At 66.9% G+C, this 25722-nt stretch carries 24 protein-coding genes; 11 read left to right on the top strand and 13 right to left on the bottom strand.

The annotated features are described in order from the left end of the window. Window positions 1-70: 70 nt before the first annotated feature. Genes QWY80_RS17610 through QWY80_RS17600 form a run of 3 tightly spaced genes read right to left on the bottom strand, consistent with a single transcriptional unit; the run spans window position 71 to window position 1663 of the window. A complete protein-coding gene (locus QWY80_RS17610) occupies window positions 71-412 on the bottom strand; it encodes an AzlD domain-containing protein (protein WP_290234509.1) in 342 nt (113 codons plus the stop codon). Beyond that, window positions 405-1136 carry an AzlC family ABC transporter permease gene (locus QWY80_RS17605; RefSeq protein WP_290234504.1) on the bottom strand — a complete coding sequence of 244 codons (732 nt, stop codon included), beginning with the start codon at window positions 1134-1136 and terminating at the stop codon, window positions 405-407. The genes QWY80_RS17610 and QWY80_RS17605 overlap by 8 nt, the downstream gene beginning before the upstream one ends. After that, a complete protein-coding gene (locus QWY80_RS17600) occupies window positions 1133-1663 on the bottom strand; it encodes a helix-turn-helix domain-containing protein (protein WP_290234502.1) in 531 nt (176 codons plus the stop codon). Before QWY80_RS17600 ends, QWY80_RS17605 begins: the two co-directional genes overlap by 4 nt. A gap of 141 nt (window positions 1664-1804) precedes the next feature. Between QWY80_RS17600 and QWY80_RS17595 the strand changes: the two genes are divergently transcribed. From QWY80_RS17595 to QWY80_RS17565, 7 genes are all read left to right on the top strand, one after another. Beyond that, entirely contained in the window at window positions 1805-2047 is a 243-nt protein-coding gene (locus tag QWY80_RS17595; RefSeq protein ID WP_290234499.1) for a FitA-like ribbon-helix-helix domain-containing protein, read from the top strand. Next, window positions 2044-2466, top strand: a complete 423-nt coding sequence (locus QWY80_RS17590; RefSeq protein WP_290234497.1) for a type II toxin-antitoxin system VapC family toxin — start codon at window positions 2044-2046, stop codon at window positions 2464-2466. The genes QWY80_RS17595 and QWY80_RS17590 overlap by 4 nt, the downstream gene beginning before the upstream one ends. 350 nt (window positions 2467-2816) lie before the next feature. Continuing rightward, window positions 2817-4286: an ATPase domain-containing protein gene (locus QWY80_RS17585; RefSeq protein WP_290234495.1), complete on the top strand. Its 1470-nt coding sequence runs from the start codon at window positions 2817-2819 to the stop codon at window positions 4284-4286. A gap of 20 nt (window positions 4287-4306) precedes the next feature. Next, window positions 4307-6541, top strand: a complete 2235-nt coding sequence (locus QWY80_RS17580) for a putative bifunctional diguanylate cyclase/phosphodiesterase (RefSeq protein ID WP_290234491.1) — start codon at window positions 4307-4309, stop codon at window positions 6539-6541. Between the two features lie 3 nt (window positions 6542-6544). After that, a complete protein-coding gene (locus QWY80_RS17575; protein WP_290234488.1) occupies window positions 6545-7915 on the top strand; it encodes a PAS domain-containing sensor histidine kinase in 1371 nt (456 codons plus the stop codon). Further along, window positions 7908-8540: a response regulator gene (locus QWY80_RS17570; RefSeq protein ID WP_290234486.1), complete on the top strand. Its 633-nt coding sequence runs from the start codon at window positions 7908-7910 to the stop codon at window positions 8538-8540. The genes QWY80_RS17575 and QWY80_RS17570 overlap by 8 nt, the downstream gene beginning before the upstream one ends. A gap of 184 nt (window positions 8541-8724) precedes the next feature. After that, the gene (locus QWY80_RS17565; RefSeq protein WP_290234482.1) at window positions 8725-10704 is read left to right on the top strand and encodes a sensor domain-containing diguanylate cyclase; all 1980 of its coding nucleotides are present in this window, start codon (window positions 8725-8727) and stop codon (window positions 10702-10704) included. Here the strand turns inward: QWY80_RS17565 and QWY80_RS17560 are convergent. From QWY80_RS17560 to QWY80_RS17520, 9 genes are all read right to left on the bottom strand, one after another. Continuing rightward, window positions 10691-11911 carry an MFS transporter gene (locus QWY80_RS17560; protein WP_290234478.1) on the bottom strand — a complete coding sequence of 407 codons (1221 nt, stop codon included), beginning with the start codon at window positions 11909-11911 and terminating at the stop codon, window positions 10691-10693. The two genes, QWY80_RS17565 and QWY80_RS17560, sit on opposite strands and share 14 nt — an antisense overlap. Window positions 11912-11915: 4 nt before the next feature. Further along, window positions 11916-12848: a hydroxymethylglutaryl-CoA lyase gene (locus QWY80_RS17555; protein WP_290234474.1), complete on the bottom strand. Its 933-nt coding sequence runs from the start codon at window positions 12846-12848 to the stop codon at window positions 11916-11918. Continuing rightward, complete coding sequence (locus QWY80_RS17550; RefSeq protein WP_290234471.1) at window positions 12845-14806, bottom strand: aconitate hydratase; 1962 nt, start codon at window positions 14804-14806, stop codon at window positions 12845-12847. Before QWY80_RS17550 ends, QWY80_RS17555 begins: the two co-directional genes overlap by 4 nt. Further along, window positions 14799-15320 (bottom strand): TRAP transporter small permease subunit, encoded by a 522-nt coding sequence (locus QWY80_RS17545; RefSeq protein WP_290234468.1) that lies wholly within the window; start codon window positions 15318-15320, stop codon window positions 14799-14801. The genes QWY80_RS17550 and QWY80_RS17545 overlap by 8 nt, the downstream gene beginning before the upstream one ends. Before the next feature lie 11 nt (window positions 15321-15331). Further along, window positions 15332-16378: a TRAP transporter substrate-binding protein gene (locus QWY80_RS17540; protein WP_290234463.1), complete on the bottom strand. Its 1047-nt coding sequence runs from the start codon at window positions 16376-16378 to the stop codon at window positions 15332-15334. Window positions 16379-16436: 58 nt separating this feature from the next. After that, a complete protein-coding gene (locus tag QWY80_RS17535) occupies window positions 16437-17726 on the bottom strand; it encodes a TRAP transporter large permease (RefSeq protein WP_290234460.1) in 1290 nt (429 codons plus the stop codon). Between the two features lie 10 nt (window positions 17727-17736). Next, entirely contained in the window at window positions 17737-18954 is a 1218-nt protein-coding gene (locus tag QWY80_RS17530) for a CaiB/BaiF CoA transferase family protein (protein WP_290234456.1), read from the bottom strand. Next, on the bottom strand, window positions 18941-19690 hold the full coding sequence (locus tag QWY80_RS17525; protein ID WP_290234453.1) for a GntR family transcriptional regulator: 750 nt from the start codon (window positions 19688-19690) through the stop codon (window positions 18941-18943). The genes QWY80_RS17530 and QWY80_RS17525 overlap by 14 nt, the downstream gene beginning before the upstream one ends. Window positions 19691-19900: 210 nt before the next feature. Next, the gene (locus QWY80_RS17520; RefSeq protein ID WP_290234450.1) at window positions 19901-20830 is read right to left on the bottom strand and encodes a LysR family transcriptional regulator; all 930 of its coding nucleotides are present in this window, start codon (window positions 20828-20830) and stop codon (window positions 19901-19903) included. Window positions 20831-21006: 176 nt separating this feature from the next. On the opposite strand from QWY80_RS17520, the gene QWY80_RS17515 reads away from it, so the two are divergent. The 4 genes from QWY80_RS17515 to QWY80_RS17500 all read left to right on the top strand — a co-directional run bounded on the left by QWY80_RS17515 (window position 21007) and on the right by QWY80_RS17500 (window position 25358). After that, a complete protein-coding gene (locus QWY80_RS17515) occupies window positions 21007-21996 on the top strand; it encodes a Bug family tripartite tricarboxylate transporter substrate binding protein (protein ID WP_290234447.1) in 990 nt (329 codons plus the stop codon). 24 nt (window positions 21997-22020) lie between these two features. Continuing rightward, window positions 22021-22455 (top strand): tripartite tricarboxylate transporter TctB family protein, encoded by a 435-nt coding sequence (locus QWY80_RS17510; protein WP_290234445.1) that lies wholly within the window; start codon window positions 22021-22023, stop codon window positions 22453-22455. A gap of 33 nt (window positions 22456-22488) precedes the next feature. Beyond that, window positions 22489-23982, top strand: a complete 1494-nt coding sequence (locus tag QWY80_RS17505; RefSeq protein ID WP_290234442.1) for a tripartite tricarboxylate transporter permease — start codon at window positions 22489-22491, stop codon at window positions 23980-23982. 62 nt (window positions 23983-24044) lie between these two features. Further along, window positions 24045-25358 (top strand): aminotransferase class V-fold PLP-dependent enzyme, encoded by a 1314-nt coding sequence (locus tag QWY80_RS17500; protein ID WP_290234439.1) that lies wholly within the window; start codon window positions 24045-24047, stop codon window positions 25356-25358. A gap of 29 nt (window positions 25359-25387) precedes the next feature. Here the strand turns inward: QWY80_RS17500 and QWY80_RS17495 are convergent, their stop codons facing one another. Next, window positions 25388-25633, bottom strand: a complete 246-nt coding sequence (locus QWY80_RS17495) for a hypothetical protein (protein WP_290234435.1) — start codon at window positions 25631-25633, stop codon at window positions 25388-25390. Between the last annotated feature and the right edge of the window lie 89 nt (window positions 25634-25722).

Genomic DNA, 25722 nt, shown 5'->3' with positions numbered 1-25722 from the left:
CTCGTCCAATTGCTGGCTTATGCGGCGTCCAATTGATGACTGATGCCTCGTCCAATTGCGGGTTGAGGGTTCACCCCAGTAGCGTCACCACCACCCCATAGGCCGCCACGCCGGCGGCCACCGGCCAGCCCAGCGAGCGCAGTCGGTACCAGACGAGCAGGGTCGCAGCGACGCCGACCGCCGTGGCGAGCCAGGAACGGGCGTCGAGGGTCGCCGGCACCAGCGAGACGCCGAGCACGGCGGCGATCATCAACGGGCCGAGGATGCCCAGCCACTGGGGCATGGCCTCGAGGCCGTCGTCGCCGTCATCGAGCCGCTCGAGGCGGCGCCGCATCCACAGCAGCGGCAGCAGGCGCATCAGCAGGGTGCCGGCGGCCGAGGCCAGCACGGCCAGCCAGAGGGCGTTACTCATCGCCTTTTCCTCCCGTGGTGTTGCTGAACCTCACCAGATAGAAGCACAGGGCGCCGCAGGCGGCGGCGAGGGGGATCGCGGCGTTGGCCGGCCCGGTCATGGTGAGCAGCGCCGCTATGGCGACGGCACTGCCCAGCGCCAGCGACCAGCGCCGGGTGGTGAAGCGCGGCGCCACCAGCACCAGGAACAGCGCCGGCAGGGCGAAGGGCATGACCTCGCCGAGCAGCGGCCAGCGGGTGGTCAGCTCCTCGCCGGCCACGGCGCCCAGCGCGGTGCCGCCGATCCAGCTCGCCCAGGCCAGCAGCGCGGCACCGGTGAACCAGCCGAGGCGCTGCGAGGCCGGCATCTGCGGCAGGCGGGTGTGGGCCAGGGCGAAGACCTGGTCGGTCAGCCCGTGCATCAGCCAGGGCCACCAGCGGCTCGGCGTCAGCCAGGGCGCGATATTGGGGGCATAGACCACGTGGCGCACGTTGATCAGCAGCGTCATGACGACCACCAGCCACAGCGGTGCGCCGGCGGCGACCATGCCGACGAACAGGAACTGCGAGGCCCCGGCGTAGACGAGCGTGGAGATGATTACCGCCTCCCAGGTGCTGAAGCCGGCCTGGACGGCGATCAGCCCGAAGGAGATGGCGACCGGCACATAGCCGCCCAGCAGCGGAATGGCCTCGCGCAGGCCGGCCAGCCAGGGGCGGGACAGGTCATGCGTCGCTTGCTGGCTCATGGGGTATCTCCCTGGCCGGTGTAGACGATGGTGAGCAGCAGCGTGGCCCAGGCGTCCCGGGTGCGATAGAGGTGCGGACGATCGGCGGCGAAGGAGAGGGTGTCGCCGGCCGAGAGCATCTCGGTGGCGCCTTCCGGGCCGGCCTCCAGCCGCCCGCTGATCAGGGTGAGCGACTCGTGGGCGCCCGGGGTGTGGGCCTCGGCGTGGCGCAGGGTGTGGGGCGCGCAGCGCATCCAGTAGGCGTCGACCTGGGGCGTCTCCTTGCCCTGGTCGATCAGCCGTACCTCCACGCCGTCCTCGCCCAGCGGCACGCTGATCGGCGCCACCAGGGTGCCGAAGGGCACGCCCAGCTGCACCGCCAGGCGCCAGATGGTGTCCAGGGTGGGGTTGCCGTTGCCCTGTTCGAGCCGCGACAGGTTCGACTTGGCGATGCCGGCGGCGGCGGCCAGCTGCGACAGCGACCAGCCCCGGCTGAGTCGCAGGGCCTGCAGGTGCTGGCCGAGGGTGCCGAGGGAGAGCTTGTCCATGGGACGCCTCGTGTGTGTTCCTTTTAAGGAACGTTCTATTAAAGGAACAGCTCTGCGTCAAGGATAATGTGCCTGGCGGGAACACTGGGCCTATAATGAAAGCAATGATTGCATTGATCTCATCGATAGAAGGAGGGTGTCATGGCAACCATCACGATCCGCAATCTGGATGACGACCTGAAGGCCGAACTGCGCCTGGCGGCGGCACGCCATGGGCACTCGATGGAGGAGGAAGTGCGCACCATCCTGCGTCGGGCGCTGGCCGCAGAGCCGCAGCAAGGCCTGGGCAGTCGGATTCGGCAGCGCTTTGCCGCGGAGGGAGGTGTCGAGCTGGAGCTGCCGAGCCGCAAGCAGCGGCCGCGGGCGGCGGAGTTCGAAGAGTGATCGTGCTCGATACCAATGTGCTCTCCGAGCTGATGCGCCCTGTGCCAGAGCCGCGTGTCGTTGACTGGCTGGATACGCAGGAGACGGCCTCGGTGGCTATCACGGCGATCACCGTGGCCGAGGTCCTGTATGGCATCGAGCGGCTGCCGGATGGTCGTCGCAAGCGCTCACTGGCGGCCGCAGCCGCTGCGATGTTCGATGAAGACTTCGCCGGTCGCATCCTGGCCTTCGATGGTGAGGCGGCGATTCACTATGCCGAACGCGTCGCCGCCAGCGAGCAGGCTGGCAGGGCGGTACAGATGGCGGACGCCCAGATTGCGGCGATCTGCCTGCGTCACCAGGCAACGCTGGCGAGCCGCAACGTGAAGGACTTCGCGGGGTGTGGCGTGCCGCTCATCAATCCCTGGGACCCAGGCTGAGAGGCCGGTCTGTCGCCTCATCCTGCAGTGCTATAGAGCGACAATTACTTTGGCCGGTGGGCGAGGGGATTGCCAGCTGCTACAGCGACTCGCCCGGGCGAGTCGTAGGGCCTAGAAAAACAGCCTGCTGAGGTTCCTGTAGGGATTTCCCTACAGGAACGTCGTCCATGACTGAGCGGAGTATCAGGTGTGAGCGATTGAAAATGAGACGATGGGACAACGACCATAGGCCGATATCAACGTCAGGTCCTCTCCGGGGTGACCCTTTCGCCAATCACACTCAGTGTACTGAGGCGCAAGAGTATCAGCATGTAAGTGCTGATTGAAATGGCCGGTTTTACGAGAAGGAAATGATCCCTTTGCAGAATCATGATCAAGACAAGTCAACCCGCGTCACGAGTGGCGTGCCGGGTCTCGATCATATACTCCATGGCGGCTTCCGGGCGGGTAGATCCTACCTGGTATCCGGTGGCCCGGGCTCCGGCAAAACCACGCTAGGACTCCATTTCCTGGCGGAGGCAGAGCCCGGCGAGGCCCTGCTGATCAGCCTCGGTGAAGCACACCAGACGATTGACGAGGATGCACGCGGTATCGGCCTCGATATCAGCGAGGTGGTCAGCATCGACCTGTCACCTTCAGAGGCGAGTGCAACACCGGATGCCTATACGATACTGGAGCCATGGGAAGCCGAGTCTGCGGACCTGCAGGCGCGGATCCGCGAACTCTTTCCGGATCGGCTGCCCAAACGAGTCTTTGTCGATGCCTTGAGCCAGCTGCGGCACCTGTTCCCTGACTCCTTCCAGTTCCGCAAGCAGGTCATGGCCCTGATGGAGTACCTGAAGAGTGCCGGGGTCACCGTGCTGTTTTCCGCTGAACGGGGCGCCGCCGCCGAGGAGGATCTCCAGTACCTCGGCGATGGCATCCTGATGCTGGAAGCGACGGAGTTCGGGCGAACCCTGTCGGTCGTCAAGTATCGCGGTTCCGGCTTCGTCGAGGGTAAGCACTCGGTACGCCTGAGTGATCAGGGCATGAGGGTCTATGAACGGCTGATTCCCACCGATCATCGCCGGGATTTCATCACCGAATCGATCGCTTCCGGTGTCGCGGAGGTCGATACGCTGATGGGCGGTGGCCTCGAACGGGGCACGGTGACGATCTTCTCTGGCCCCACGGGGGTCGGCAAGACATCGCTCGGGGTACAGTTCATGCGTGAGGCCGCCACTCGTGGCGAGCGGTCAGTGATCTTCAGCTTCGAGGAGCGAATCGAGACCCTGCGCTATCGTTGCCAGGGCATCGGCATTCCGCTCGACGACATGATCGACCAGGGAACGCTGGCGGTTCGCGAGGTCGAGCCGCTGCGCTACGGCCCCGACGAGTTTGCCTGGCTGGTGAGGCACCAAGTGGAGGCCCAAGGGGCACGGATCGTCATGCTGGATAGCCTGGCCGGCTATCGGCAGTCGGTATTCGGTCAGGACGTGGTGCCCCATGTGCATGCCCTGTGTCGCTACCTGGGCAACATGGGCGTCACGGTGCTACTGGTCAACGAGGTCGGTTCTATCGCCGGCGGCGAGCTGCGCGTGTCCGAGTACGGCATCAGCTACCTGGCCGATACAGTGGTGCTGCTGCGCTATATCGAACTGGACGGTGAACTGCGCAAGACCATCGGTATGCTCAAGAAGCGCACCGGTGATTTCGAGAAGACCCTGCGCGAATTCCAGATCACATCGAAGGGGCTGAAGGTTGGGGAGCCGATGGTCGGCCTGCGGGGCATCCTGCGCGGCGTGCCCGAGGCGACGCTTCCACGGACGCAGGCCAGTTGATGGTCGATGTTCCGGCCAGGGTGATCGGCAGCGGCCTGCGAATCGAGGTCGCAGTCGGTAATGCCTCCGACCACGAACTCCTGGCACGCTCCCTGGGAGCCGAAGGCTATGCGATCGAGGGCTTTGATGTTGAGGGTACGGCCGGCCGCGAGGCCGATTTGCTCATCGTCGATCCTCCCTCCCTGGATCGCCTGCGTCGACGCATCGACCAGTTGCACGCCGAAGCCTCGCCGGTGGTGTTCCCGGTATTGTTGTTGACGAAGAGTGAGTTGACCTCACCGACCCAGATCAGTCGTGAGCTCGGCACCACGGCCGCCGACATATTGCGCATCCCGACCACCCGGGCGGAACTCGGTGCCAGGGTGCGCAACCTGTTGCGTTTACGGCAGCTCTCCCTGCAGCAGTTCCATGAATACAACCTTGTGCGTGAGGTGACGCGCCAGGAGACGACGGAGCTGGGGTTGGCCAAGACGGTATGTCGGATCATCACGCGCTTCAAGGGCCATGCGGCGGCCTGGGTCGGTATCGCCGATCCTGACCAGCCGCTGCCGAAGATCCTGGCTATCGGCACCGGGATCGGTATTGATGCGTCTGGCGCTGCCTGGAACGAGGACGGTGCGACCTGGCAGGGCCCGGCGGGCTGGGCGCTCGACTCGGGTGAGGCGCAGGTGGTGGCAGAGCTCGCCACGTCGGCTGGCCTGGCCCCCTGGCGAGCGCAGTTGCGGGACCTGGGCCTGGAATCGATGGTCGCCTTGCCCCTGCGGCCACAGCACGGCGCGGCCGGGGTATTGATGGTCGGCGCCTGCCGGCCCGGAGGCTTCGGGCCTGATGAGCGACGGTTGCTGGAGCGACTCTCGACGCACCTGACCTTCGGGCTCGACAAGCTGCGCATGCAGGGCGAGCGGGAGCGCCAGCAGCAGGAGATCCACAAGCTGGCCTTCCGGGACCCGCTGACGGACCTGCCGAATCGACGCTTTCTCCTGCACCAACTGAACCAGTTGATGGCCGGTACCGACGGTGGTCAGCAGGCCGCGGTGCTGTTTCTCGACCTCAATGATTTCAAGCTGGTCAATGATGCGCTGGGCCATGCCGCTGGGGATCAGATCCTGCGGCGGGCGGCACGGCGCATCCAGCACACCCTGCGTGACGGTGACCTGGTGGGCCGGCAGGGCGGGGACGAGTTCATCGTGGTGTTGATCGATGATCCACGTGACCCCCAGGCTTGCGAGGAGGACGGCGTGTGCCGCCTGGCCGCTGGCGCCGAGGCGCTGGCGAGTCGGATCGTCAAGGCACTGGAGCAGCCGTTCGCAATTCAGGGGCATCGTCATCACCTGAGCGTCAGCATCGGTATCAGTCTGCTGCCCTGTTGCGGGACGGTGCCGGAGGTGGTGATCGACCAGGCCGACATGGCCATGTACCAGGCCAAGAAACAGGGCCACCAACTGGTGTTCTACTCTCCGGGTATGGAGCAGCAGCGACTCCAGCGCCTGTCGCTGGAGTCCCGGCTCTACCATGCCCTGGAGTGCGAGGAGTTCCAGCTGCATTACCAGCCGATCTGGGAGATCGGCAGCGGTCGCCTGATCGGGGTCGAGGCCCTGTTGCGCTGGACGGACGCCGAGGGAAATCGCATCTCACCCGGGGAATTCATCCCCGTCGCCGAGGATCTAAGACTGATGGGGCCCCTCGGTGACTGGGTGCTGAAAACGGCGGCTCGACAGCTGGTGGACTGGCGGGCGCGCGGGATTACCTTGTCCATGGCCGTGAACCTCTCCGTCAGCCAGCTGCAAGGGCGTCAGGCGGCCGAGCGCATCCGTGATCTGGTGGTAGCCAACGGCACCCACCCGGAGTGGTGGCACCTGGAGCTGACCGAGGAAACCCTCATGCATGATCCCGAAGAGGTCGAGGAGGCGATGAACGTGCTCAGCGATTGTGGTTTCCACCTGGCGCTGGACGATTTCGGCCGTGGCTACTCCTCTCTGGCCCGCCTGCAGTCGATGCCGCTGGATATACTCAAGATCGACAAGCTGTTCGTCGACCGGCTCGATGGGGATGCCGCCGGGGAGCCCATCGTCCAGGCCATTCTCGACCTGGCACGCCACCTGTCGATCCAGGTCGTGGCCGAGGGAATCGAAACCAGCGCGCAGCGCGACCGCCTGTCGGCGCTGGGGTGTCACTGGGGGCAGGGATTCCTGGTGAGCGGCGCACGGCCCGCCGACGAGATCGAGCAGCTGATAGAGACCGAGTGGTCGTCCTGAGACATGAATGCGTTGCGACTACACACTCCCCTGGAGGCGTTACCGGGCGCGATGATCCGGGTCGATCCCCAGGGTCGAATTCGTGACTTCAACCGTGCCGCCGACGGCCTCCTGGGGCGGCTGGTCGTTGATGAGCCGCTGGGCCAGCGGCTGGATCCACCGAGTGCATCGCGGCTGGTGGCCATCCTGGCTGACCCCCCGGGTGCCCCTGGAGCGTTTGCAGAGTTCGAAGCCTGTATCGGCGATCACCGCTTTCGATTCGCCGTGGGACCGTCATCGCCCGTCGATGAACAGCGGGTCATCCAGTTGGCCGATATCACGAAGTTTCGCGCCCTCTCCCGACAGCTGAAGAAGAGCGAACAGCGCTATCACTCGCTGTTTCTGGAGCATCCCGATGCGGTCTACAGCCTGAGCCTCGACGGCCGGTTCCTGGAGGTGAATCGTCGTACCACCGAACTCACCGGCTATCGCTACGAGCAGCTGCTGGGTCAGCACTGGGAGGCCGTCGTCGTCGAGAAGGACCGGGCGACCGTACACCAGCACTTTCGCCGGGTGCTGGAGGGCCAGTCCTGCAGTTATCACTGCCGAGTGCTCGATCGCACCGGCGGTGAGCGGGTGGCGCAGGTGACCAATGTGCCCATGATCGTGGACGGCGAGGTGGTGGGGGTGTTCGGCATCGCCCAGGACGGCACCGAGCTCTACCAGTCCCGGCAGGCGCTGCGTCGGTTGTACAACGCCCAGGAGAAGGTCCGCGAGGAGGAACGACGGCGCATCGCCCGTGATCTGCATGACGACCTCGGCCAGATGCTGACCGCCATGAAGCTCGACCTGGGGCGGGTCATCCATGAGCTGCCGGGATTGCCAGATGACCATGTCGAGCGTCTCAGGGAGAGGAGCTATTTCGTCGACGAGGTGATCGAGAAAGTCCGTGACATCGCGGCCAATCTGCGTCCCTCCATCCTCGACGACCTGGGCTTCGAGGCCGCTGCCGAATGGTTCCTCGATCAGTGTGCCAAGCGCGATCAGCTGGACATACGCTGGCAGCCCGGGTCGGGAGTGACCGGCCAGGCTGTCGGCGAGACGGCCACCGTGCTGTTCCGGATCCTGCAGGAGTGCCTGACCAATATCCGCCGCCATGCGCGAGCCTCGCGGGTCATCGTACGCTACGACGAGAGTGACGATCGGGCTCGCCTGGAGGTCAGTGATGACGGTATCGGCTTCATTCCGCAGGCCACTCAAGAGCGCGGGGTCGGCCTGACGGGCATGCGCGAGAGGGTGACGATGCTGGGTGGCACGTTCGGGGTGGAATCCTCTCCCGGCATGGGGACGCGAATCGGCATCACGCTGCCGCTGGAACCTGGCCATCATGATTGAAGTGGTGATTGCAGACGATCATGGCATCGTGCGCGAAGGCATGCGCTCGCTGATCTCATCGGCTCCGGAGATGGAGGTGGTCGGCGAGGCCGCCGACGGCGACGCCGCACTGGCGCAGGTACTCGAGTGCCGGCCGACGGTGCTGCTGATGGACATGAGCATGCCGGGAAGTTCGGGGTTGCAACTGGTCGAGGCGGTGCGACGCCGGGCGCCGGAAACCTTCGTGCTGGTACTCAGCATGCACCGGGAAGAGCAGTATGCCGCCCGGGTCATTCGCGCCGGTGCCCATGGCTTCATCACCAAGTCGCGTTCACCCGAGGAGCTACTGACGGCGCTGCGGGAGGTCGCCCGGGGGCAACTCTACATCCCGGGGGAACTGGCGCATAAGCTCGCGCGCCAGGCACTGACCGGTCAGCCGGATGATCAACCTCACACGGGCCTGACCAAGCGGGAATATCAGGTGTTCATGGCCCTGGCGCAAGGCCTGACGGTAGGCGTCATCGCGGCCAGGCTGCACCTCAGCTCGAAGACCGTGAGTACCCACAAGGCGCGCATTCTCAAGAAACTCGGGGTGGACAGCCTGTCCGGGCTGATCCGCTATGCCGTAGCGCACGACCTCCTTTGATTCCGATGCATCGTCGGTCGACCGGCGACTGCGTCAGGCGATCGCTTCGTTCCGGCATAGGGTGATCCTGAATCCTCATCGGCAGTTGCCCGATATGGCAGTGACGATCGCTACGGTAGTGTTGGATACATTGACACCGGGACCACCCTGATATCGGAGGCTGACTGTTGTAAGGGAAGTACACTTGCTAGGCACGATCCTGAAAACCCTCCCGACACGGATACTCTCCCTCCAGAGCAGACTGGTGGTAGGGCTGGGTGTTACCTGGGCGCTGGTTGCGGGCTTGCTATTGGGATCCGCCTGGCAGTCCGGGCAACTCCTGGTCAGGGAATCCAACTATGACCATCTGCGCTATGAGGCCCGGCTTATCGCGGATGACATCACCCAGCAGGTGTCGCTGCGTCTCTCGGTTCTGGAATCCCTCGCCGCACGGCTGTCCTCCGGACGTAATGACGATGCGATGCCGCAAGCGTTGTTGAGGGATAACCAGGCACTGCTCGGGTTATTCGAGGGTCTGGTGATCGGCGATGCCGACGGCACCATCGTGGCCGACTGGCCCGTGGTAGCGGGACGTGTCGGGCTGGATGTCAGCCACCGCGAGTATGCGCGTTTCATGGAGGCCGTGAAGCGTCCCTATGTCAGCGAGCCTTTCATCGGGCTGGCCGGTGACGAACCGTTGATCATGGTGCTGGTGCCGCGCGTCGATGAGCAAGGTCAATACGCGGGGTTCGTGGGAGGCCTGGTGGAGGTGCTCGGCGGCGAGCTGTTCAGGCGGCTGGATCGCATCCGCTTGGGCAAGGAGGGGTTCGCGGCGGTGATGTCCAGCTCGGGGAGGGTGCTCTACCATCCCGACCAGAAGCGGGTCCTGCAAGCCGTGCCTGACAGGGCCTCCCACCCCTGGTTGGGCCTGGCCATGGTGGGTTGGGAAGGCGAAGCCAGGGCCCCCCTGCCGGATGGCGAGATGGCCCTGCAAGCCTATCGGCAGATCTGGCCGGCGGACTGGGTAGTGGGAGTCTATCTGCCCCTTCGCCAGGTCGAGGCGCCACTGGCCCAACTGATCCGTCGCCTGGGAGGGCATGGCCTGCTGTTGGCACTCCTGCTGCTGCCGCTCATCGGCTGGCTGCTGTGGCTCGTGCTGCGTCCGCTCCATCGGCTGGAGGGGCAGCTCGACGAGATCGGCCGTGGTCAGCGGCAGCGCCTCGCGCTCGATACCCGCATGTGTGAGCTGAGTCGCATCGTCGAGGCCTACAACCGCACCGAGGACGAGCGGGAGCAGGCACTCGCCCGGCTCCATGATCGCCAGGCGTTTCTCGATGCGGTGCTGGCATCCTCGCCCCAGGGCATGTTCGTCACCGATATGGACGGACGGATCACCTACATGAACCAGGCCCTCGTCGAGCTGACCGGCTATCGCGAACCGTGGTCCGACGGCCTTGGCTGGGTCAGGCCGGTCCATCCCGAGGACCGGCCCTCGGTGACCGATCAGTGGCGTTACAGCCTGGCGAGCGGCGAGGACTTTCTCCGACAGTTCCGCTACGTGCACCGAGATGGCGAGGAACTCTGGCTCGAGGTGCATGCCGGCCAGGTGGCACTGGATGGACATACCATCGGTTTCGTCGGGTCGGTCAAGGATATTACCGAAAGACGCCACCAGGAGGCCTTACGACGCTGGGAAGCCGAGCACGATCCCTTGACTGGCCTGCTCAACCGCCGCGGTTTCGATCGCCGCCTGGAGGAGGCACTCGCCGACTGGCAGGAGACCGGGACGCCGGCGGCCCTTCTGATGTTTGACCTGGACCATTTCAAGCGAGTCAATGATGAGGGCGGACACGCCCTGGGGGACGAGATGCTGCGGCGTATCGCCGAGGCGGTTGGCCTGACGGTGCGGCGCAGCGACCAGCTGTCCCGTCGCGGGGGGGACGAGTTCGGCGTTCTGTTGCCGGGCTGCACTCGGCATCAGGCCGTGCGCATCGCGCAGACACTCTGCTCCAGGGTGGAGGCAATCGTCGTCGAGCATGGGGGACGCGAGTATCGGGTCACCCTGAGCATTGGCGTCACCCTCTTGCGTGAGGGGGATCGGACGGTCACCGAGGTACTGCAGCGGGCGGATGCGGCAAGCTATCGTTCGAAGGCGAGTGGGCGCAATCGGGTCACGGTGGCGTGAGACCCGTGGCCCCATCGAAGGCCGCCCTTTCCATGACCAATGCCCTGCGCGCCTGGCGAATCAGCCAGAGCCCGGCCAGCGAGACGCCGGCGAGCAGCGCGAAGAGGGTGGTGTAGTGGCCGATCAGGCCGTGCAGTGCCGTGACCAGGGGCAGGCCGAGCAGCACGCCGCCGTAGGTGAACACCAGGCAGCCGCCGGCGGCGTCGGCGATGCGGCTGGGCGGGGCGAGCTGGGTGATCTCGGCCATGAAGACGCCGTTCCAGCCCAGCGACGACAGGCTCAGCAGGCAGAGCAGCGCGGCCACCAGGGCATTGGGCCAGGCCGGCGTCATGGTGGCCACCAGCAGGGCGCCGGCGGCGGTGGTGCAGGCGATGATGGAAAGCGTGGTCAGGCGGTCGCCGAGCCGGTCGCCGACCCAGCCCCAGCCGATGCGCCCCACCACGCCGCTGACCTGCACGGCGGCCATCACCAGCCCCGCCTCCACCAGGCCGAAGGCCAGGTCCTCCACCAGCAGCGCCACGGTGAAGGCCGACACCGAGAGCTGGATCGCCGAGAAGCACAGGCTAAGCAGGGCGACGTGGCGCAGCGAGCGCTGGCGCCACACCACGGCGAGCCCCGCGAAGGGCGTGGTCAGCCAGGGCGTGCGCGGGTCGCGCCGGTCGTCCCAGCCCGGTCGGGCCCGCTGCAGCGCGGCGATGCCCAGCGCCGCCAGCGCGGTGAGCGTGAGCAGCCCGGCCTGCCAGCCCACCGCCAGGGCCAGGGCGGGGGCGCTGGCGCCGGCGATCACCCCGCCCAGGGGCACGCCGGACTGCTTCAGCGAGAAGATCAGACCGCGCCGCTCGGCGGGGGTGAAGCGCACCAGCAGCACCGAGGCGGAGGGGTTGGTCATGCCGTAGCCGAGCCCCGCGATCAGCGAGGCCAGCGCGAAGGTCGGCAGCGAGGGGATGGCCAGCAGGGCCGCCCCGCCGCCCAGCAGCGCCAGGGAGAGCTGGCTGGTGCGGCACGGGCCCAGGCGCCGGGTGAGCGGGCCGCCGACCAGCGAGGAGAGCATGGCGCCGGCGAAGATCAGGCTGACCTGCAGGCCCACCGTGGCCGAGGAGACGCCCAGCGCCGCCGCCAGTGCCGGGGCGATGGCGGCGGGGAACAGCGCCACCAGCGACGAGAAGGCCAGCACCAGGGTGGTGGCCAGCAGGACGACGACCGGCACGCCGTCAGCTCACCCGTTCCCGGGGCACCTGGCGCAGGTGGCTGGCGGTCTGCCCCCCGGGCAGGGCGGCGACCAGATCGGCGGCGGCGAGCAGCCGGGGCAGGTCGATGCCGGTTTCCACGCCGCCGCCCTGCAGGGCATAGAGCAGGTCCTCGGTGGCGGTGTTGCCGGTGGCGCCCGGGGCGAAGGGGCAGCCGCCGAGGCCGGCGCAGGCGCTGTCCACCGCCGTGGCGCCGTGGTGGATGGCGAACAGCGCATTGGCCACCCCCATGCCGAAGGTGTCGTGGCCGTGGAAGGCCCAGTCGAGCCCGTGGCGGGCGTGACGCTCGCGTAGCCGGGTGAAGTGGTCGGCCACCTGGTAGGGGCTGGCGCGTCCCGTGGTGTCGCACAGCGCTACTTCCAGCGGCAGCTCGCTGGCCATTGTGAGCGCCTCGCCGAGCACGCGATCGACCCGGGGCCAGTCGATGGTCCCCTCATAGGGGCAGTCGAAGCTGGTGCCCAGGTCGAGGCGCAGCCGGGTGCCCTCGGTCTGGCGCAGGCGCTCGATCACCCGGCCGAGGTCGGCCAGCGACTCGTCGACGCTGCGCCGCACGTTGCTGCGGTTGTGCGACTCCGACACCGAGACCACATAGACCACCTCGCGGATGCCATGGTCCAGCGCCAGCTCGGCGCCCCTGAGGTTGGGCACCAGCGCCGAGAGGCGCAGCCCCGGGCGGTCGGCGAAGGCGGCGACAAGCTCGCCGGTATCGGCCATCTGGGGGATGGCCTTCGGGCTCACGAAGGAGCCGATCTCCAGGCGGGTCACGCCGGCGTCGAGCAGTGCCGCGATGCAGCGCTGTTTCTCGGCGGTGGGCAGCGGGTCGCGGATCGACTGGAAGCCGTCGCGGGGGGCGACCTCGACGATCTCCACGCTGGCCGGTGGGGTCAGGGACGTCATGCCTTGGCCTCCTTGGATGACGGGGTGGAGCGCCCGCGCAGCCAGTTGATCACCCCGCCGGCGAAGAGGATCGCCACTTGACGCGGGCTCAGCTCGTGGGCCAGCACCAGGGGTTTACCGTCCAGGCGCGCCCGGACTTCGCCACCGGCGGCGAGCTGGTCGGGCAGGTCATCGATGACCAGTGTCTGGCCCGGGGCGAGGCGGTCATAGTCGGCCGGGTCGGTGAAGGTCAACGGCAGCACGCCGAAGCAGGGCAGGTTCTGCCAGTGGATGCGCGCGATGCTCTTGGCCACCACCAGCTGGAGGCCCAGCAGGCGCGGCACCAGGGCGGCGTTCTCGCGGCTCGAGCCCTGGCCATAGTTGTCACCGCCGACGATCGCGTGGCCGGCCTCGCCGCGCTCTCGGGCGCGAGCTACATAGCCCGGGTCCAGGGCCTCGAAGGTGTGCTCCGCCGAGGCGAAGACGTTGCTCCACAGCGGTAGCACCCGGGCCCCGGCGGGCATGATGTCGTCGGTGGAGACGTTGTCGCCGCTCTTGAGCAGAATGGGTGCCTCGATGCGCGTCGGGAGCGGGGGGATTGGTGGCAACGACGGCGTGTTGTCGGTGGCCAGCAGGGTCACTTTGTGCGCCTGTTCTGACGGCAAGGGGGGGACGAACCAGGACTCCCGGGTGGTCATGTCGCTGGGTTCGCGTGGGTGCGGACAGGGCATGGCGAGGGTACGCGGGTCGGTGATCACCCCGGTGAGTGCCGAGGCGGCGGCGGTTTCGGGGCTGCACAGGAAGACGCTGTCCTCGAGTGTGCCGGAGCGCCCGGGGAAGTTGCGCGGCACGGTGCGCAGGCTGTTGCGGCCCGCCGCCGGGGCCTGGCCCATGCCGATGCAGCCATTGCAGCCGGGCTGGTGCAGGCGGGCGCCGGCCTCCACCAGGGCGGTGAGGTGATCCTCGGCGATTAGTGCCGCCAGTACCTGGCGGGTGGAGGGGTTGATATCCAGCGAGACGTTGGCGGCCACACTGCGGCCCTTGACGATCTCGGCGACCACCGCGAAGTCGCGGAAGCCAGGGTTGCCCGAGGAGCCGATATAGGCCTGGTAGAGCGGCTCGCCGGCCACCTCGCTGACCGGCACCACCTTGTCGGGACTGGAGGGCAGGGCGATGAGCGGTTCCAGGGCGGACAGGTCGATGTGCTCGAGGCGAGCGTAGCGGCAGCCCGGGTCGGCGGCGAGCGGTGTCCAGTCGGCCTCGCGTCCCCGCGAGCGCATAAACTCACGGGTGACCTCGTCGCTGGGGAAGACGCTGGTAGTGGCGCCCATCTCGGTGCCCATGTTGGCCAGCACATGACGGTCCATGGCGTCGAGTGAGGCGAGCCCCGGCCCGTGGTACTCGAGGATGCAGTTCTTCGCCCCGGCCACCCCGTGGCGCCGCAGCAGCTCGAGGATGATGTCCTTGGCGCTCACCCAGTCAGGCAACGCGCCTTCCAGATGCACACCGATGACTTCGGGCATCGGCAGGTAGAGCGGTTCGCCGGCCATGGCCATGGCCACCTCGATGCCGCCGGCGCCAATGGCCAGCATGCCCAGTGCGCCGGCCGCGGTGGTGTGGCTGTCGCAGCCCACCAGGCTCTGGCCGGGGATTCCGAAGCGCTCCATGTGCACCGGGTGGCTGATGCCGTTACCCGGGCCGCTATACCACACGCCGAGGCGTTCGCAGGCGCTCTTCAGGAAGAGGTGGGCGTCGGCGTTGATATGGTCCTGCTGGATCAGGGTATGGTCGATGTACTGCACGCTGGGATCGGTGCGCACTCGATCGAGGCCCATGGCGTCGAGTTCGAGCATCACCAGGGTGCCGAGGACGTCCTGCAGCAGCGCCTGGTCCATGCGCAGCGCAATCTCGCTGCCCGGCGTCATTTCCCCATCGATCAGGTGTGCAGCAATCAGCTTGTGGCTCAGGGTATCAGCCATGGGAAGTCGCCTCTTCGTCGTGGTCGTGGCGCAGGCGCAACAGCGCGCAGGCGGCATCGATCAGGAACTGCAGGCCGAGGGCGGCGAAGCCGATGGGCAGCAGCGCATAGGGATAGACCATGGGGGTGCCCAGCGCACTCGAGACGCGCTCGCCGTGCTCCAGCGCCTGCAACGCCATGATGCCGCCGCGCCACACCAGGATGGCGCAGAACACGGCGCCCAGTAGCCCGGTGGCCAGGTCGATGGCGCTGCGCAGGCGCACCGGCAGCCTGTCCTTGAAGTAGGTGATACGAATATGGGCGTCGTGGCGCTGGGCCTCGGCGGCGCCGATCACGGCCAGGTAGACCAGCAGGAAGGAGTTGATCTCCAGGCTCCAGCTGGTCGGGGCCGCGAAGGCGTAGCGCATGATGGCGTCGTAGCAGATCGACACCATCATGAACATCAGCACCGCCATCGACGTCCAGCGCAGGGCGGCCAGCAGGCCGTCCCAGCTGCGCAGGGCAGTCGCGATCATGTCGTTCTCCCCTATTCCTCACCCAGGGCCAGGGCGATGGCGCGGTTGCCGACCTCCTCGCCGACCTCGCCCTTCCAGTGGTCCCAGACCTCCTCGGCGCCGGCGTTGAAGGTCTCGATGTCCTCCTCGGTGGGCTCGATGATCTCGACGCCGGCCTCCTCCACCTGGGGCCAGTACTCGTTGGGATAGATGTCGTTGTTGCAGTGTTCGATGAAGTTCTCGTCGTACCAGTCGGCGGCCTGCTGCAGCACGGCGCGCACCTCGTCGTCGAGGTTGTCCCAGGTATCGCGCAGCATGAAGGGGGCCACCGAGAAGGCGGTGATCGGCAGCTTGTAGCAGACCTTCACCTGCTCCTGGAGGCTGCGGCCGATCACCGTGGAGATGTTGAAGACCCCCGCGTCCACGGTGCCGCGCTGCAAGGCCATGTAGGTCTCCGAAGAGGGAATGCGGGTGGCGCCGATGTTGTAGGGCTCGAAGGCCTTGGTGGCCTCGAAGCCGACGATGCGCACCTTCTTGCCGCGCACCTCGTCGAGACTGCGGATGGGGCTCGCCTCGGTGCTCCACAGGTACTCCGGCTCGAGGATGCCGCCGCCGGAGGTCAGCATGTAGAGGTTGTCCTCGGCCAGCACCTCGTTGATCAGTTCCATCAGCGGGCTGCCCTGGCGCAGACGCTCAGGGTGGCGGTAGAGCTCGCCGACCACCCCGGGCAGGCCGGTGACGCCGAGGATCGGGATCGAGCGGGTGACATAGGAGAAGGTATGGAACATGAAGTCGATGCTGCGCGAGCGCAGCGCCGGCAGCTGCTCATCCACCTTGAGCAGCTGGCCGGAGTCGTAGAAGTCCACCGACAGCGCGTCGCCGCCGTTCTCCTGGAGCATCTCCACGAAGCGGTTGGAGCCGTAGGTCAGCGCCTTGTAGGAGTCGGGCAGGTAGGTGACGCCGGTGAGCGTGGTGGCGGCATGGCTGCGCGGCGCCAGCAGGCCCTGGGTGCCGAACAGGGTGGCGCCGGCGGTGGCGAAGGTGCCGTACTTGAGGATCTGGCGACGGGATAGGGTCATGGTGTCTCTCCTGCTTGTTGTTGTCACGGATGGCTTTACTTGCACTGACACACCGGGGCTACATCAGCCCCGGCAACCACAGGCTGATGCCGGGGAAGAACACGAACAGCATCAGCACGAGGAACTGCACGGCGACGAAGGGCAGGGCGCTCCTGATGATCTCCTCCACCGAGAGCTCGGGGCAGACCCCGCGCAGGGCATAGAGGTTGAGCCCCACCGGCGGCGTGACCACGGCGATCTCCAGGTTGAGCACCATGACGATGCCGAACCACAGCGGATCGTAGCCCAGGGCGGTGACCAGCGGCAGCAGTACCGGGGTGGTCACCACGATCAGCGACACGGCGTCGACGATCATGCCCAGCAGGATCAGCAGCAGCATCACCGCCAGCAGGATCGCCCAGGCGGGCAGCCCGCTGGCGGTGAGTGCCTCGGTGAGCAGCTGGGGCACGCGCACCATGTTGAGGTAGTCGCCGAAGATCTTGGCGCAGCCGATGATCAGCAGGATGGCGCCGCTGATCCGGGCGGTGGTGCCGAGGATCCCCAGGAACTTGCCCCAGCTGAGGCTGCGGAATACCAGGGTGGCGATCAGGAAGGCGCCGGCGGCGCCGATGCCGGCGGCCTCGCTGGGGGTGGCCAGGCCCGAGTAGATGGAGCCGAGCACGGCGATCACCAGCAGGGCGGCGTGCCAGATGTTGGCGAGGCTTGCCCAGCGCTGCTTCCAGGTGAAGCGCTCCTCGCTGGCCGGCGCCTCGGCCGGGTTCAGGCGCACGCGGACATAGATGAACAGCGACAGCGCCAGCGCCAGCACGATGCCGGGCACGATGCCGCCGATGAACAGGGCGGCCACCGAAACGCTGGAGACCGCGCCGTAGATGATGAAGGGTACGCTGGGCGGGATCAGCATGGCCAGGGCGCCGGCGCTGACCACGGCGCCGGCGGCCAGCGAGCGGCTGTAGCCGCGCGACAGCATCTGCGGCACGGCGATGGAGCCCACCGCGGCGACCCCTGCCAGGCTCACCCCGGAGACGGCGCCGAACATCGCCGAAGCGCCCACCGAGGAGATCGCCAGGCTGCCACGCAGCCAGTTGAGCCAGCGCACCGCGGCGGTGAACAGGCTTGAGCCCACCGGCGTGGCGCCGAGGAAGTTGCCCATCAGGATGAACAGCGGCAGGGCGATCAGCTCGAAGGCATTGAGCTGGCCGAACAGCGAGGAGGGCGCGAAGAAGAAGGCCAGCGAGCCGCGGGCCATGTAGAGGCCGACCAGGCCGGAGAGGCCCAGGGCCAGGAAGATCGGGAAGCCGATGGTAATCAGCCCCACCAGCACGACCAGGACGATGACGGGATCCATGGCGGTCTCCTCAGATCACGCCGTCGGCGCGCAGGGCGTCGAGGGCGTCGGGGGCCAGTCCCAGCCAGCCGGAGAGGATGGCCTCGGTGTGCTCGCCCAGCTCGGGGCCCACCCGGTGCACGCGCCCGGGGGTATCGGAGAGCCGCGGGAAGACGTTCTGCATGGGCAGCGGGCGGCCGCTCCGGTCGGGCACCTCGACGATCGATTCGCGGGCCTGGAAGTGCGGGTCGGCGAGCATGTCCGGGGCGCGGTAGACGAGCCCCGCGGGCACCCCGGCCGCGGCGAGGATGTCGACCACCTGCTGGGCGTCATGCTGGCGGGTCCAGGCCGCCACCAGGTCGTCGATGGCCTGCTGGTGCTCGCCGCGGGCGCGGTGGGTGGCATAGTCGGGGTGGTCGGCCAGGCGCGGCTGGCCCATCGCCTCGCAGAGGCGGCGGAAGACGCTGTCCTGGTTGGCGCCGATGATCACGTCGCGGCCGTCGCGGGCCGGGTAGGCGTTGGAGGGAGCGATGCCCGGCAGGAAGCTGCCGCTGCGCTCGCGCACCTTGCCGGCGCGGGCGTATTCGGGGATCAGACTCTCCATCATTGCCAGCACCGACTCGAAGATCGAGCTGTCGACCACCTGGCCGCGCCCGCTGCGGTGGCGCTGCTGCAACGCCATCATGGCGCCCAGGGCGGCATGCAGGCCGGCGAGCGTGTCGCCGATGGAGATGCCCACGCGCACCGGCGGCCGGTCCGGGTAGCCGCTCAGGTAGCGCAGCCCGCCCATGGCCTCGCACACCGAGGCGAAGCCGGCCCGCGAGGCGTAGGGGCCGTCCTGGCCGAAGCCGGTGACGCGGACCATCACCAGTCCGGGGTTGTCGCGGGAGAGTACCTCGTAGCCCAGCCCCCAGCGCTCCATGGTGCCGGGACGGAAATTCTCAATGACCACGTCGGCCTGGCTGGCCAGCTCGCACAACAGCGCCTGGCCACGCGGCTGGCGCAGGTCCAGGGTCAGCGACTGCTTGTTGCGGGCGATGACGTTCCACCACAGCGGTTCGCCGCTGTCGGGGTCCGCCTCGCCCCACTGGCGCATGGCGTCGCCCTTGCCCGGCGGTTCGATCTTGATCACCTGGGCGCCGAAGTCGGCCAGGACCTGGCCGCAGTAGGGCCCGGCGATCAACTGGCCGAGTTCGAGGACCTTGATGTCGTCGAGGGGGGTCGGGGATACGGTGTCATGCGGGGTCATTGTTGTTGTGGTGCCTCTTGTGGATCAGTGGGTGGACGCCGCCTGGCGCGGGGGCATCGGGTGAACGGACATGCAGGGCCTGGGCGGCCAGCAGGTGGGCGCGCATCAAGTTCTCGGCCCACGCCGGGCTGTCGGCGGCGATCGCCTCGAGGATCTCGCGGTGGTGGCGCATGCTGCGGCGCAGGTTGGCGAGGTCGTAGTTGCCGAAGTTGCGGCGGATCACCGAGGTGCGCACCACGCTCTCGAGCACGGCGGCCAGGCGCTGGTTGTCGCTGGCCAGGATCAGTTCGCGGTGGAAGTCATGGTTGAGCAGGGCGATCTCGTTGCGCACGCCGGGGTCGGTCTCGACCCGTTCGACGAGGGTCTCCATGCGCGCCGCCAGGGCCTCGAGGTGCTGAAGCCGTGCCGCGTCCATGCGCTCGCTGGCCAGGCGCACCGCCATGGGCTCCAGCACCAGGCGCAGCTCGAAGACCTCGCGGGCGTCCTTCTCGGTCCAGGCCACCACCCGAGCGCCATGGTGGGGGATCGCCTCCAGCCAGCCCTCGGAGACCAGCTCGCGCAGCGCCTCGCGCACCGGGGTGCGGCTCACCTCGAGCTCGCGGGCCACGCTGGCCTCGCGGATGTACTCGTGGGCCCGGTAGTGGCCGTCGAGGATCCGCTGCTTGATCACGTCGTGGACCTCGGCGGTGGCCGTACGGACGACCGGGGCGGGCTGTGCCTGGAGCGTTCGCGTCATCGCTGCCTCGCAAGTTGCATGCAATGTTGAGAGTAGATCAGCATCCTGCGCCTTATCACTAGACATTGGTCGATTATTGCATGCAATTTTGGCTCAGGCGGTAGAAGGGTTGCCTGGCAGCGGGGCCTGGCAGTCGGCATCCGGCACGGAAGACCGGATGCCGGGGTTTCCCTGGATTCGGTGGCGTGGCGTCAAGGGTGTGCGCCTGGGTCAGCCATCGGCCAGGCGCTTCTCGGGAACGAAGAAGGGGCGGGTGAAGTCGGCTGCGCCGGCGAGTCGAAGGGCGAGCTCCTCGAACAACGAGATGCGCACTCCGCCATGGTACAGCGCGTAGTAACCGATCGTGGGCAGGCGGGGGGTGGTCTCGAGGATCTCCAGCCCCTGCTCGCGGGCGAAACGCTGGACACAGAGTCTTGGCAATACGCTGATGCCCCGCCCCGCCGCCACCAGACCCACCAGTGCCAGCAGGTTATCGGCGGTCAGGGTGGCGACGGCCATGCCCTGATGGGAGAGCCAGCGATTGATGTCCTGCGCGAACCCTGAGCGCTTGCCCTGGCTGATCAGGGGGTGGCGTTCGAGCGCCCCGATGGGGATGGGGCGGGGGCCGTCCACCAGGCCCTCTCTGGCCATGAAGGCCATCTCCACCTCCTCCAGCAGCCGGGTTTCCACCCCCGGCTGGGCGAAGGCCTCGGGGACCTGCGGTATCACCACCAGGTCCAGTTCTCCATCCTGAAACTGCTGGTACAGGGTACGGCTCATGTCGATGGTGATGTCCAACCGGATGTCGGGACGCTCGGTGGTGTAACCCCGCAGAAAGCCCGGTAGCCAGGTGAGGGCGGCCAGATCGGTGAAGCCGATACGCACACGGTGCAGCGTGCGCTCGGGATGCTCATTGAGCTCGAGGATCCGCTTCGCGCCGTCGAGCGTCGCGTAGGCCAGCTCCAGTAACCGTTCGCCCTCTTCGGTCAGCCGCGCGTTGCGTCGTGAGCGGTCGAAGAGGCGCAGGCCGGTGGCCTGCTCCAGCTCGGAGATGCGCTTGGAAACGGTGGACTGCGTCGCGTTGAGGCGCTGGGAGGCGCGCTCGAAGGTGCCGAGCTCGACCACCTGGACGAAAGTTTCAAGCTGCTTGAGGGTCAACATGGAATCGCCGAATGATGAATGTTGCGACTCTTAATATATGCAATTTATTCGCTTTTTTGAAAGTGTGGAGTGTTTTTAAGTAGTGGGTGAGTGCTCTGCAGCGTCAGGCCAGGGGCTGGCCCCCGGCGATCGACCTGCATGGCTCTCAAACCATAACAGTAACAAGGAGTAAGGCGATGAAGACTCACCCCATGTCGGTGCGGAAGGTGGTGCTGGGCGCTATGGCGACGCTGCTGGCGAGTGGCCTGAGTACGGCGACCCTGGCGGCGGACTACCCCGACAAGCCGATCCAGATGATCGTCTCGTTCGGTGCCGGGGGCAGTACCGATACCATGGCGCGGATCTTCGCCAAGTACGCCGAGGAGGAGCTCGGCCAGCGCATGGTGGTGGTCAACCGGCCTGGCGCCGGCGGCGAACTGGGCTGGGTACACCTGGCCAACGCCGACCCGGACGGCTACACCATTGGCCTGATCAACTCACCCGCAGTGGAGGTCTACCCCTTCACCCGCGAGGAGACCGTCGGTTACTCCCTCGATGAGATCCGTCCGCTGGCCAATGTGATCACCGACCCGGGCGTGCTGGCGGTCGCGGCCGACAGCCCCTACCAGTCCCTGGATGACTTCGTCGAGGCGGTGAAGGACGATCCGGAATCGGTGGTCATTTCCCACGAGGGTGTCGGGGGTGACGACCACCTCGCCGCACTCAACTTCGCCGAGGAAGCGGGCATCGACCTCAATTTCGTGTCCTACAACGGCAATGCCGAGGCGACTGCCGCGCTGCTGGGCGGCCACATTACCGCCTTCGAGGGCAACATGTCGGAAGCGGCGGCCCAGATCCAGGAAGGCAAGGTGCGTGGGCTGGCGGTATGGGCCGACGAGCGGGTCGAGGCCATCGCCGGCGTCCCCACCGGCATGGAGCAGGGTTATGACGTCCAGTCCGCTGCCTCGCGTGGCTTTGCCGTGCCGGCGGATGTGCCCCAGGAGGTCTATGACACCCTTCTGGCCGTTACCCGCGATGTCGTCGACAACCCAGAATTCCGCGCCGAGATGGAGCAGCTCAACATGCCGGTCAATCCCATCTACGGGCAGGATTATGTCGACTTCATCCACGATAGCCACGACCGGTTGAAGGCGCTCTGGGAGAAAGATCCCTGGATCGAGCAGTGATCGTTTGCTTGGAGAGATAGCCCCATGACGCTTGACGCTATCGACCGTTGCGTGGCCGTGCTGGTGGGAGCGATCTGTGCGGCTGCGGTGGTCGCGGGCCTGGGCATGCGCGGCGACGCGGGGGTCTTCCCCGTGATCGCCGGCACGCTGGGGTTACTGGCCAGCGCAGGGATCGCTCTGGGTACCCTGCGCGGTCGCGCCCCCGACGATCTGCCACCCTCGTTGCCCTGGCCGCGATTCCTCGTCTGGTGCCTGTGCGTGCTGGGACTGTTGGGATTGATGGTGACCGCCGGTGCTTTCGTCGCGCTGCCGCTGTTCCTGCTGGCCAGCCTTCGCTGGCTGGGCCACTTGCGATGGCCGGCGGCCCTGGTGATTGCCGTGGTGTTCTCGGCCGTGATCTACGTGGTCTTCGTGTATCTGCTGTCCGTGCCACTGCCCGCCGGCTGGCTGGCACGCTAACGGCGGCCTGCGACCTCACTCGAGAGGCTCCCTATGGATGTATTGCTTCCTGCCCTCGGCAACGTGCTGACGCCGATGGCCCTGCTTACACTGTTTCTCGGCACCCTGGCCGGCATGACGATCGGCTCGCTGCCGGGGCTCTCCTCGACGATGGGCGTGGCGCTGTGTATCCCCATCACCTTCAGCATGCCGCCGGACCTGGCGCTTATGCTGCTCGGCGCCGTCTACGTCAGCTCGGTCTATGGCGGCTCGGTGACGGCGATCCTGTTGCGCACCCCGGGTACGGATGCCTCCATCGCCACCGCGCTCGACGGCTATCCGCTGGCCGCGGCCGGGCGCGGCGGCGAGGCGCTGGGCATGGCAACCCTCGCCTCGCTGTTCGGCGGTCTGTTCAGCGTGGTCGTGCTGATCGCCATCGCGCCGCCGCTGTCGACGGTCGCGCTGGCCTTCGGTCCCCAGGAGTACACCGTGCTGGCGATCTTCGGGCTGGTGACCATCGTCGGCGTGGCGTCGGACCGTCCGCTCAAGGGAGTGCTCTCGGCGGCGGTGGGGCTGGTGCTGGCCAGTGTGGGACTGGACGCCTTCACCGGCATGCAGCGCTTCACCTTCGGTTACAGCGAGTTGTTCGAGGGCGTGCCGCTGCTGCCGGTGCTGATCGGGCTGTTTTCGGTTTCCCAGGCCTTCAATCTCTGTGTGCCCGAAGGCGGTGGTGTGCTGGCAGGCAAGGGACAGCAGCTCAAGGGGCGCCGCCTGCCGATGTGGCACGACATCCGCCGCAGCTTGCGTACCCTGCTGCGCTCCTCGGTCATCGGTTCGGTAGTGGGCATCCTGCCCGGGGCCGGTACCAGCATCGCCTCCTTCATCTCCTACAGCGAGGCGCGTCGTCATTCCCCGACGCCCGAACGCTTCGGCAAGGGAGAACTGGAGGGGGTGGCGGCCTCGGAGTCGGCCAACAACGCCGTGACCGGCGGTACCCTGATTCCCACCCTGACGCTGGGCATTCCCGGCAATGCGGTCACGGCGGTATTCGTCGGCGGCCTGACCATCCACGGCATGATCCCGGGGCCGAGCCTGTTTACCGACCACGCCGAGACGACCTACACCCTGATCCTGTCCCTCTTGCTGGCCAATGTGCTGTTCGCTGTTCTGGGGCTGTGGCTGTGTCGCTACCTGGTGGTGGTGACCAAGGTACCGGGTGCGGTGCTGGGACCGATGATCCTGGTGTTCAGCGTGATCGGCACCTATGCGCTGCGTAACGAGGTCTTCGACGTCTGGCTGGCGGTGGCCTTCGGCGTGGTGGGCTTTTTCATGGAGCGCTGGCGCTACCCCGCCGCGCCCCTGGTGATTGCCCTGATCCTCGGGCCCATCCTCGAGGTCAACTTTCGCCGCTCGATGCAGATCTCTCACTGGGACCTGACCACCTTCTTCACTCGGCCACTGTCACTGACGCTCTGCTTGCTGGTGGTGCTGGCAGTGGCATATCCGCTCTGGAACCAGTGGCGCCGTCGCCGCAGCGTCCAGCACTGACTCCCACTGCTTTTTCTATGAAGGTCAGGCACTCCTGTCCCTGATCGAAGGAGATATCATTCATGACGACGACTTCGGCCCCTATTATGTCCATACCCCAGACCATCCCGGCGGAGGGGGTCTTCCTGCCGGAAGACCTTCTGAGCCAGGTACGGGAGTCCTTCCTGCACGTCGATGCCTGCCCCTTCACTGGCAAGCGAGTCTTCTTCGAGAATGCCGGCGGTTCATTGACACTCAGGTCGGTCGTCGAGCGCGGCGCCGAGGTCGCCGGCATTCCCGATAATGAGCACCGCGACAATCCCGCCTCCCGCGCCGTGTCGGAGATCGTTTCTGCCGGGCGCAATGATCTGGCCAACTTCATGGGCGCCAGCAGCGGCGTCATCTTTGGCGGTGAGACCGGCACCGAGTGCCTATTTCGTGTGATCCGGGCAGCGGCGCTTTCCGCCGAGGAGGGTGGCAGCATCGTCGCCAGCTCGGTGGAGCACCCTGCAACCTATGATGCTACCGCCCAGTGGGCGCGCCGCACCGGTCGCGAGTGGATCGAAGTACCCTTCGATGTTGAGACTGGTCAGGTGACAGCAGCACATTACGCCGACTGCGTGCGTCCGGACACCCGCCTCGCGACCATCCTGCATACCAGCCCGATAACCGGTATGAGCATGGACATTGCCGAGATCGTGCAAGCCATCAGGGCCGTGGCCCCCGAGTGCGTGATCATCGTCGACGGCATCCAGCACGCACCACACGGGGCTCTAGCCGTCGACGCCTATGGTGTCGACGCTTATGTTATCTCTCCTTATAAATCCTTTTGCCGCCTCAATAACGGTTACGCTTGGGTTTCCGATCGCCTGAGCGTGGTCGATCACGACCGGCTATTGGGCAAGCCCGCGGATGCCTGGGAGTTGGGCAGCCGTGATCCCTCGGCTTTTGCCGGCTTCAGTGCGGTGACCGATTACCTCGCCTGGCTGGGCGGACACTTCACCGAGGAGTCGTCACGCCGCGCCTGCCTGGTGGCCGCGGGTCGGGCAATGCAAGCCCACGAGCGCGCCCTGGTGCACCGGCTGCTGCACGGCGGCGCGGGCCTGCCGGGGTTGTGCGACTATCCCGGACTGCACCTGATTGGGCCGGCGGATTCCCCATACCGCGAGGGGGTGGTGTCGTTCGCCGTCGAGGGGGTCGAGGCCAAGCAGGTCGTCGCCGAGCTCGGGGAGCGGGGCATACGCGTCCACGCGCGAAGCGACGACGTCTTCTCCGGCAACATCCTGCGTCCGCTGGGGCTGCAGGCGGTCACTCGAGTCTCGCTGGCACACTACAACAGTGCCGATGAGGTCGACGCCTGCCTGGCGGCCCTGGCCGAGGTGCTGCCGCGGTCGTGAGCATCCGAGTCGCGGTCGTGGCACTACGACTACACGAAGTCCGGATCGTCGGTTTTAAGGATGATGTCGCCCTCCTCGCCGGGCACGGCGATGGAGAACTCGCCGCCGCCGAGGTAGGTGACGGCGTGGCCCTCACGGGTGCGCAGGGCCGGCTGGCCGTGGACGGGGCCGGCGTGCTGGAGCTCGCTGAGCTCCCGGACGCTGACGAAGACGTCGATCATGTACTCGCGGCCCTGGTCGTCGAAGGCCATGATGGTGCGTTCGTGTTCGCTCATCGCGGAGACTCCCCGGTCGGTGCTGCCTGTCAGTATCGGATAGCGTGCCGGGGAATGGCGAGTCGTCGGCGTCGGGCGGGGGAGGGCGC

It is taken from the genome of Halomonas ramblicola, from assembly GCF_030409215.1.
Taxonomy (GTDB): domain Bacteria; phylum Pseudomonadota; class Gammaproteobacteria; order Pseudomonadales; family Halomonadaceae; genus Halomonas; species Halomonas ramblicola.
Note: the sequence above shows the minus strand (reverse complement) of the source record. Positions and strands in the feature narration are given on the sequence as shown.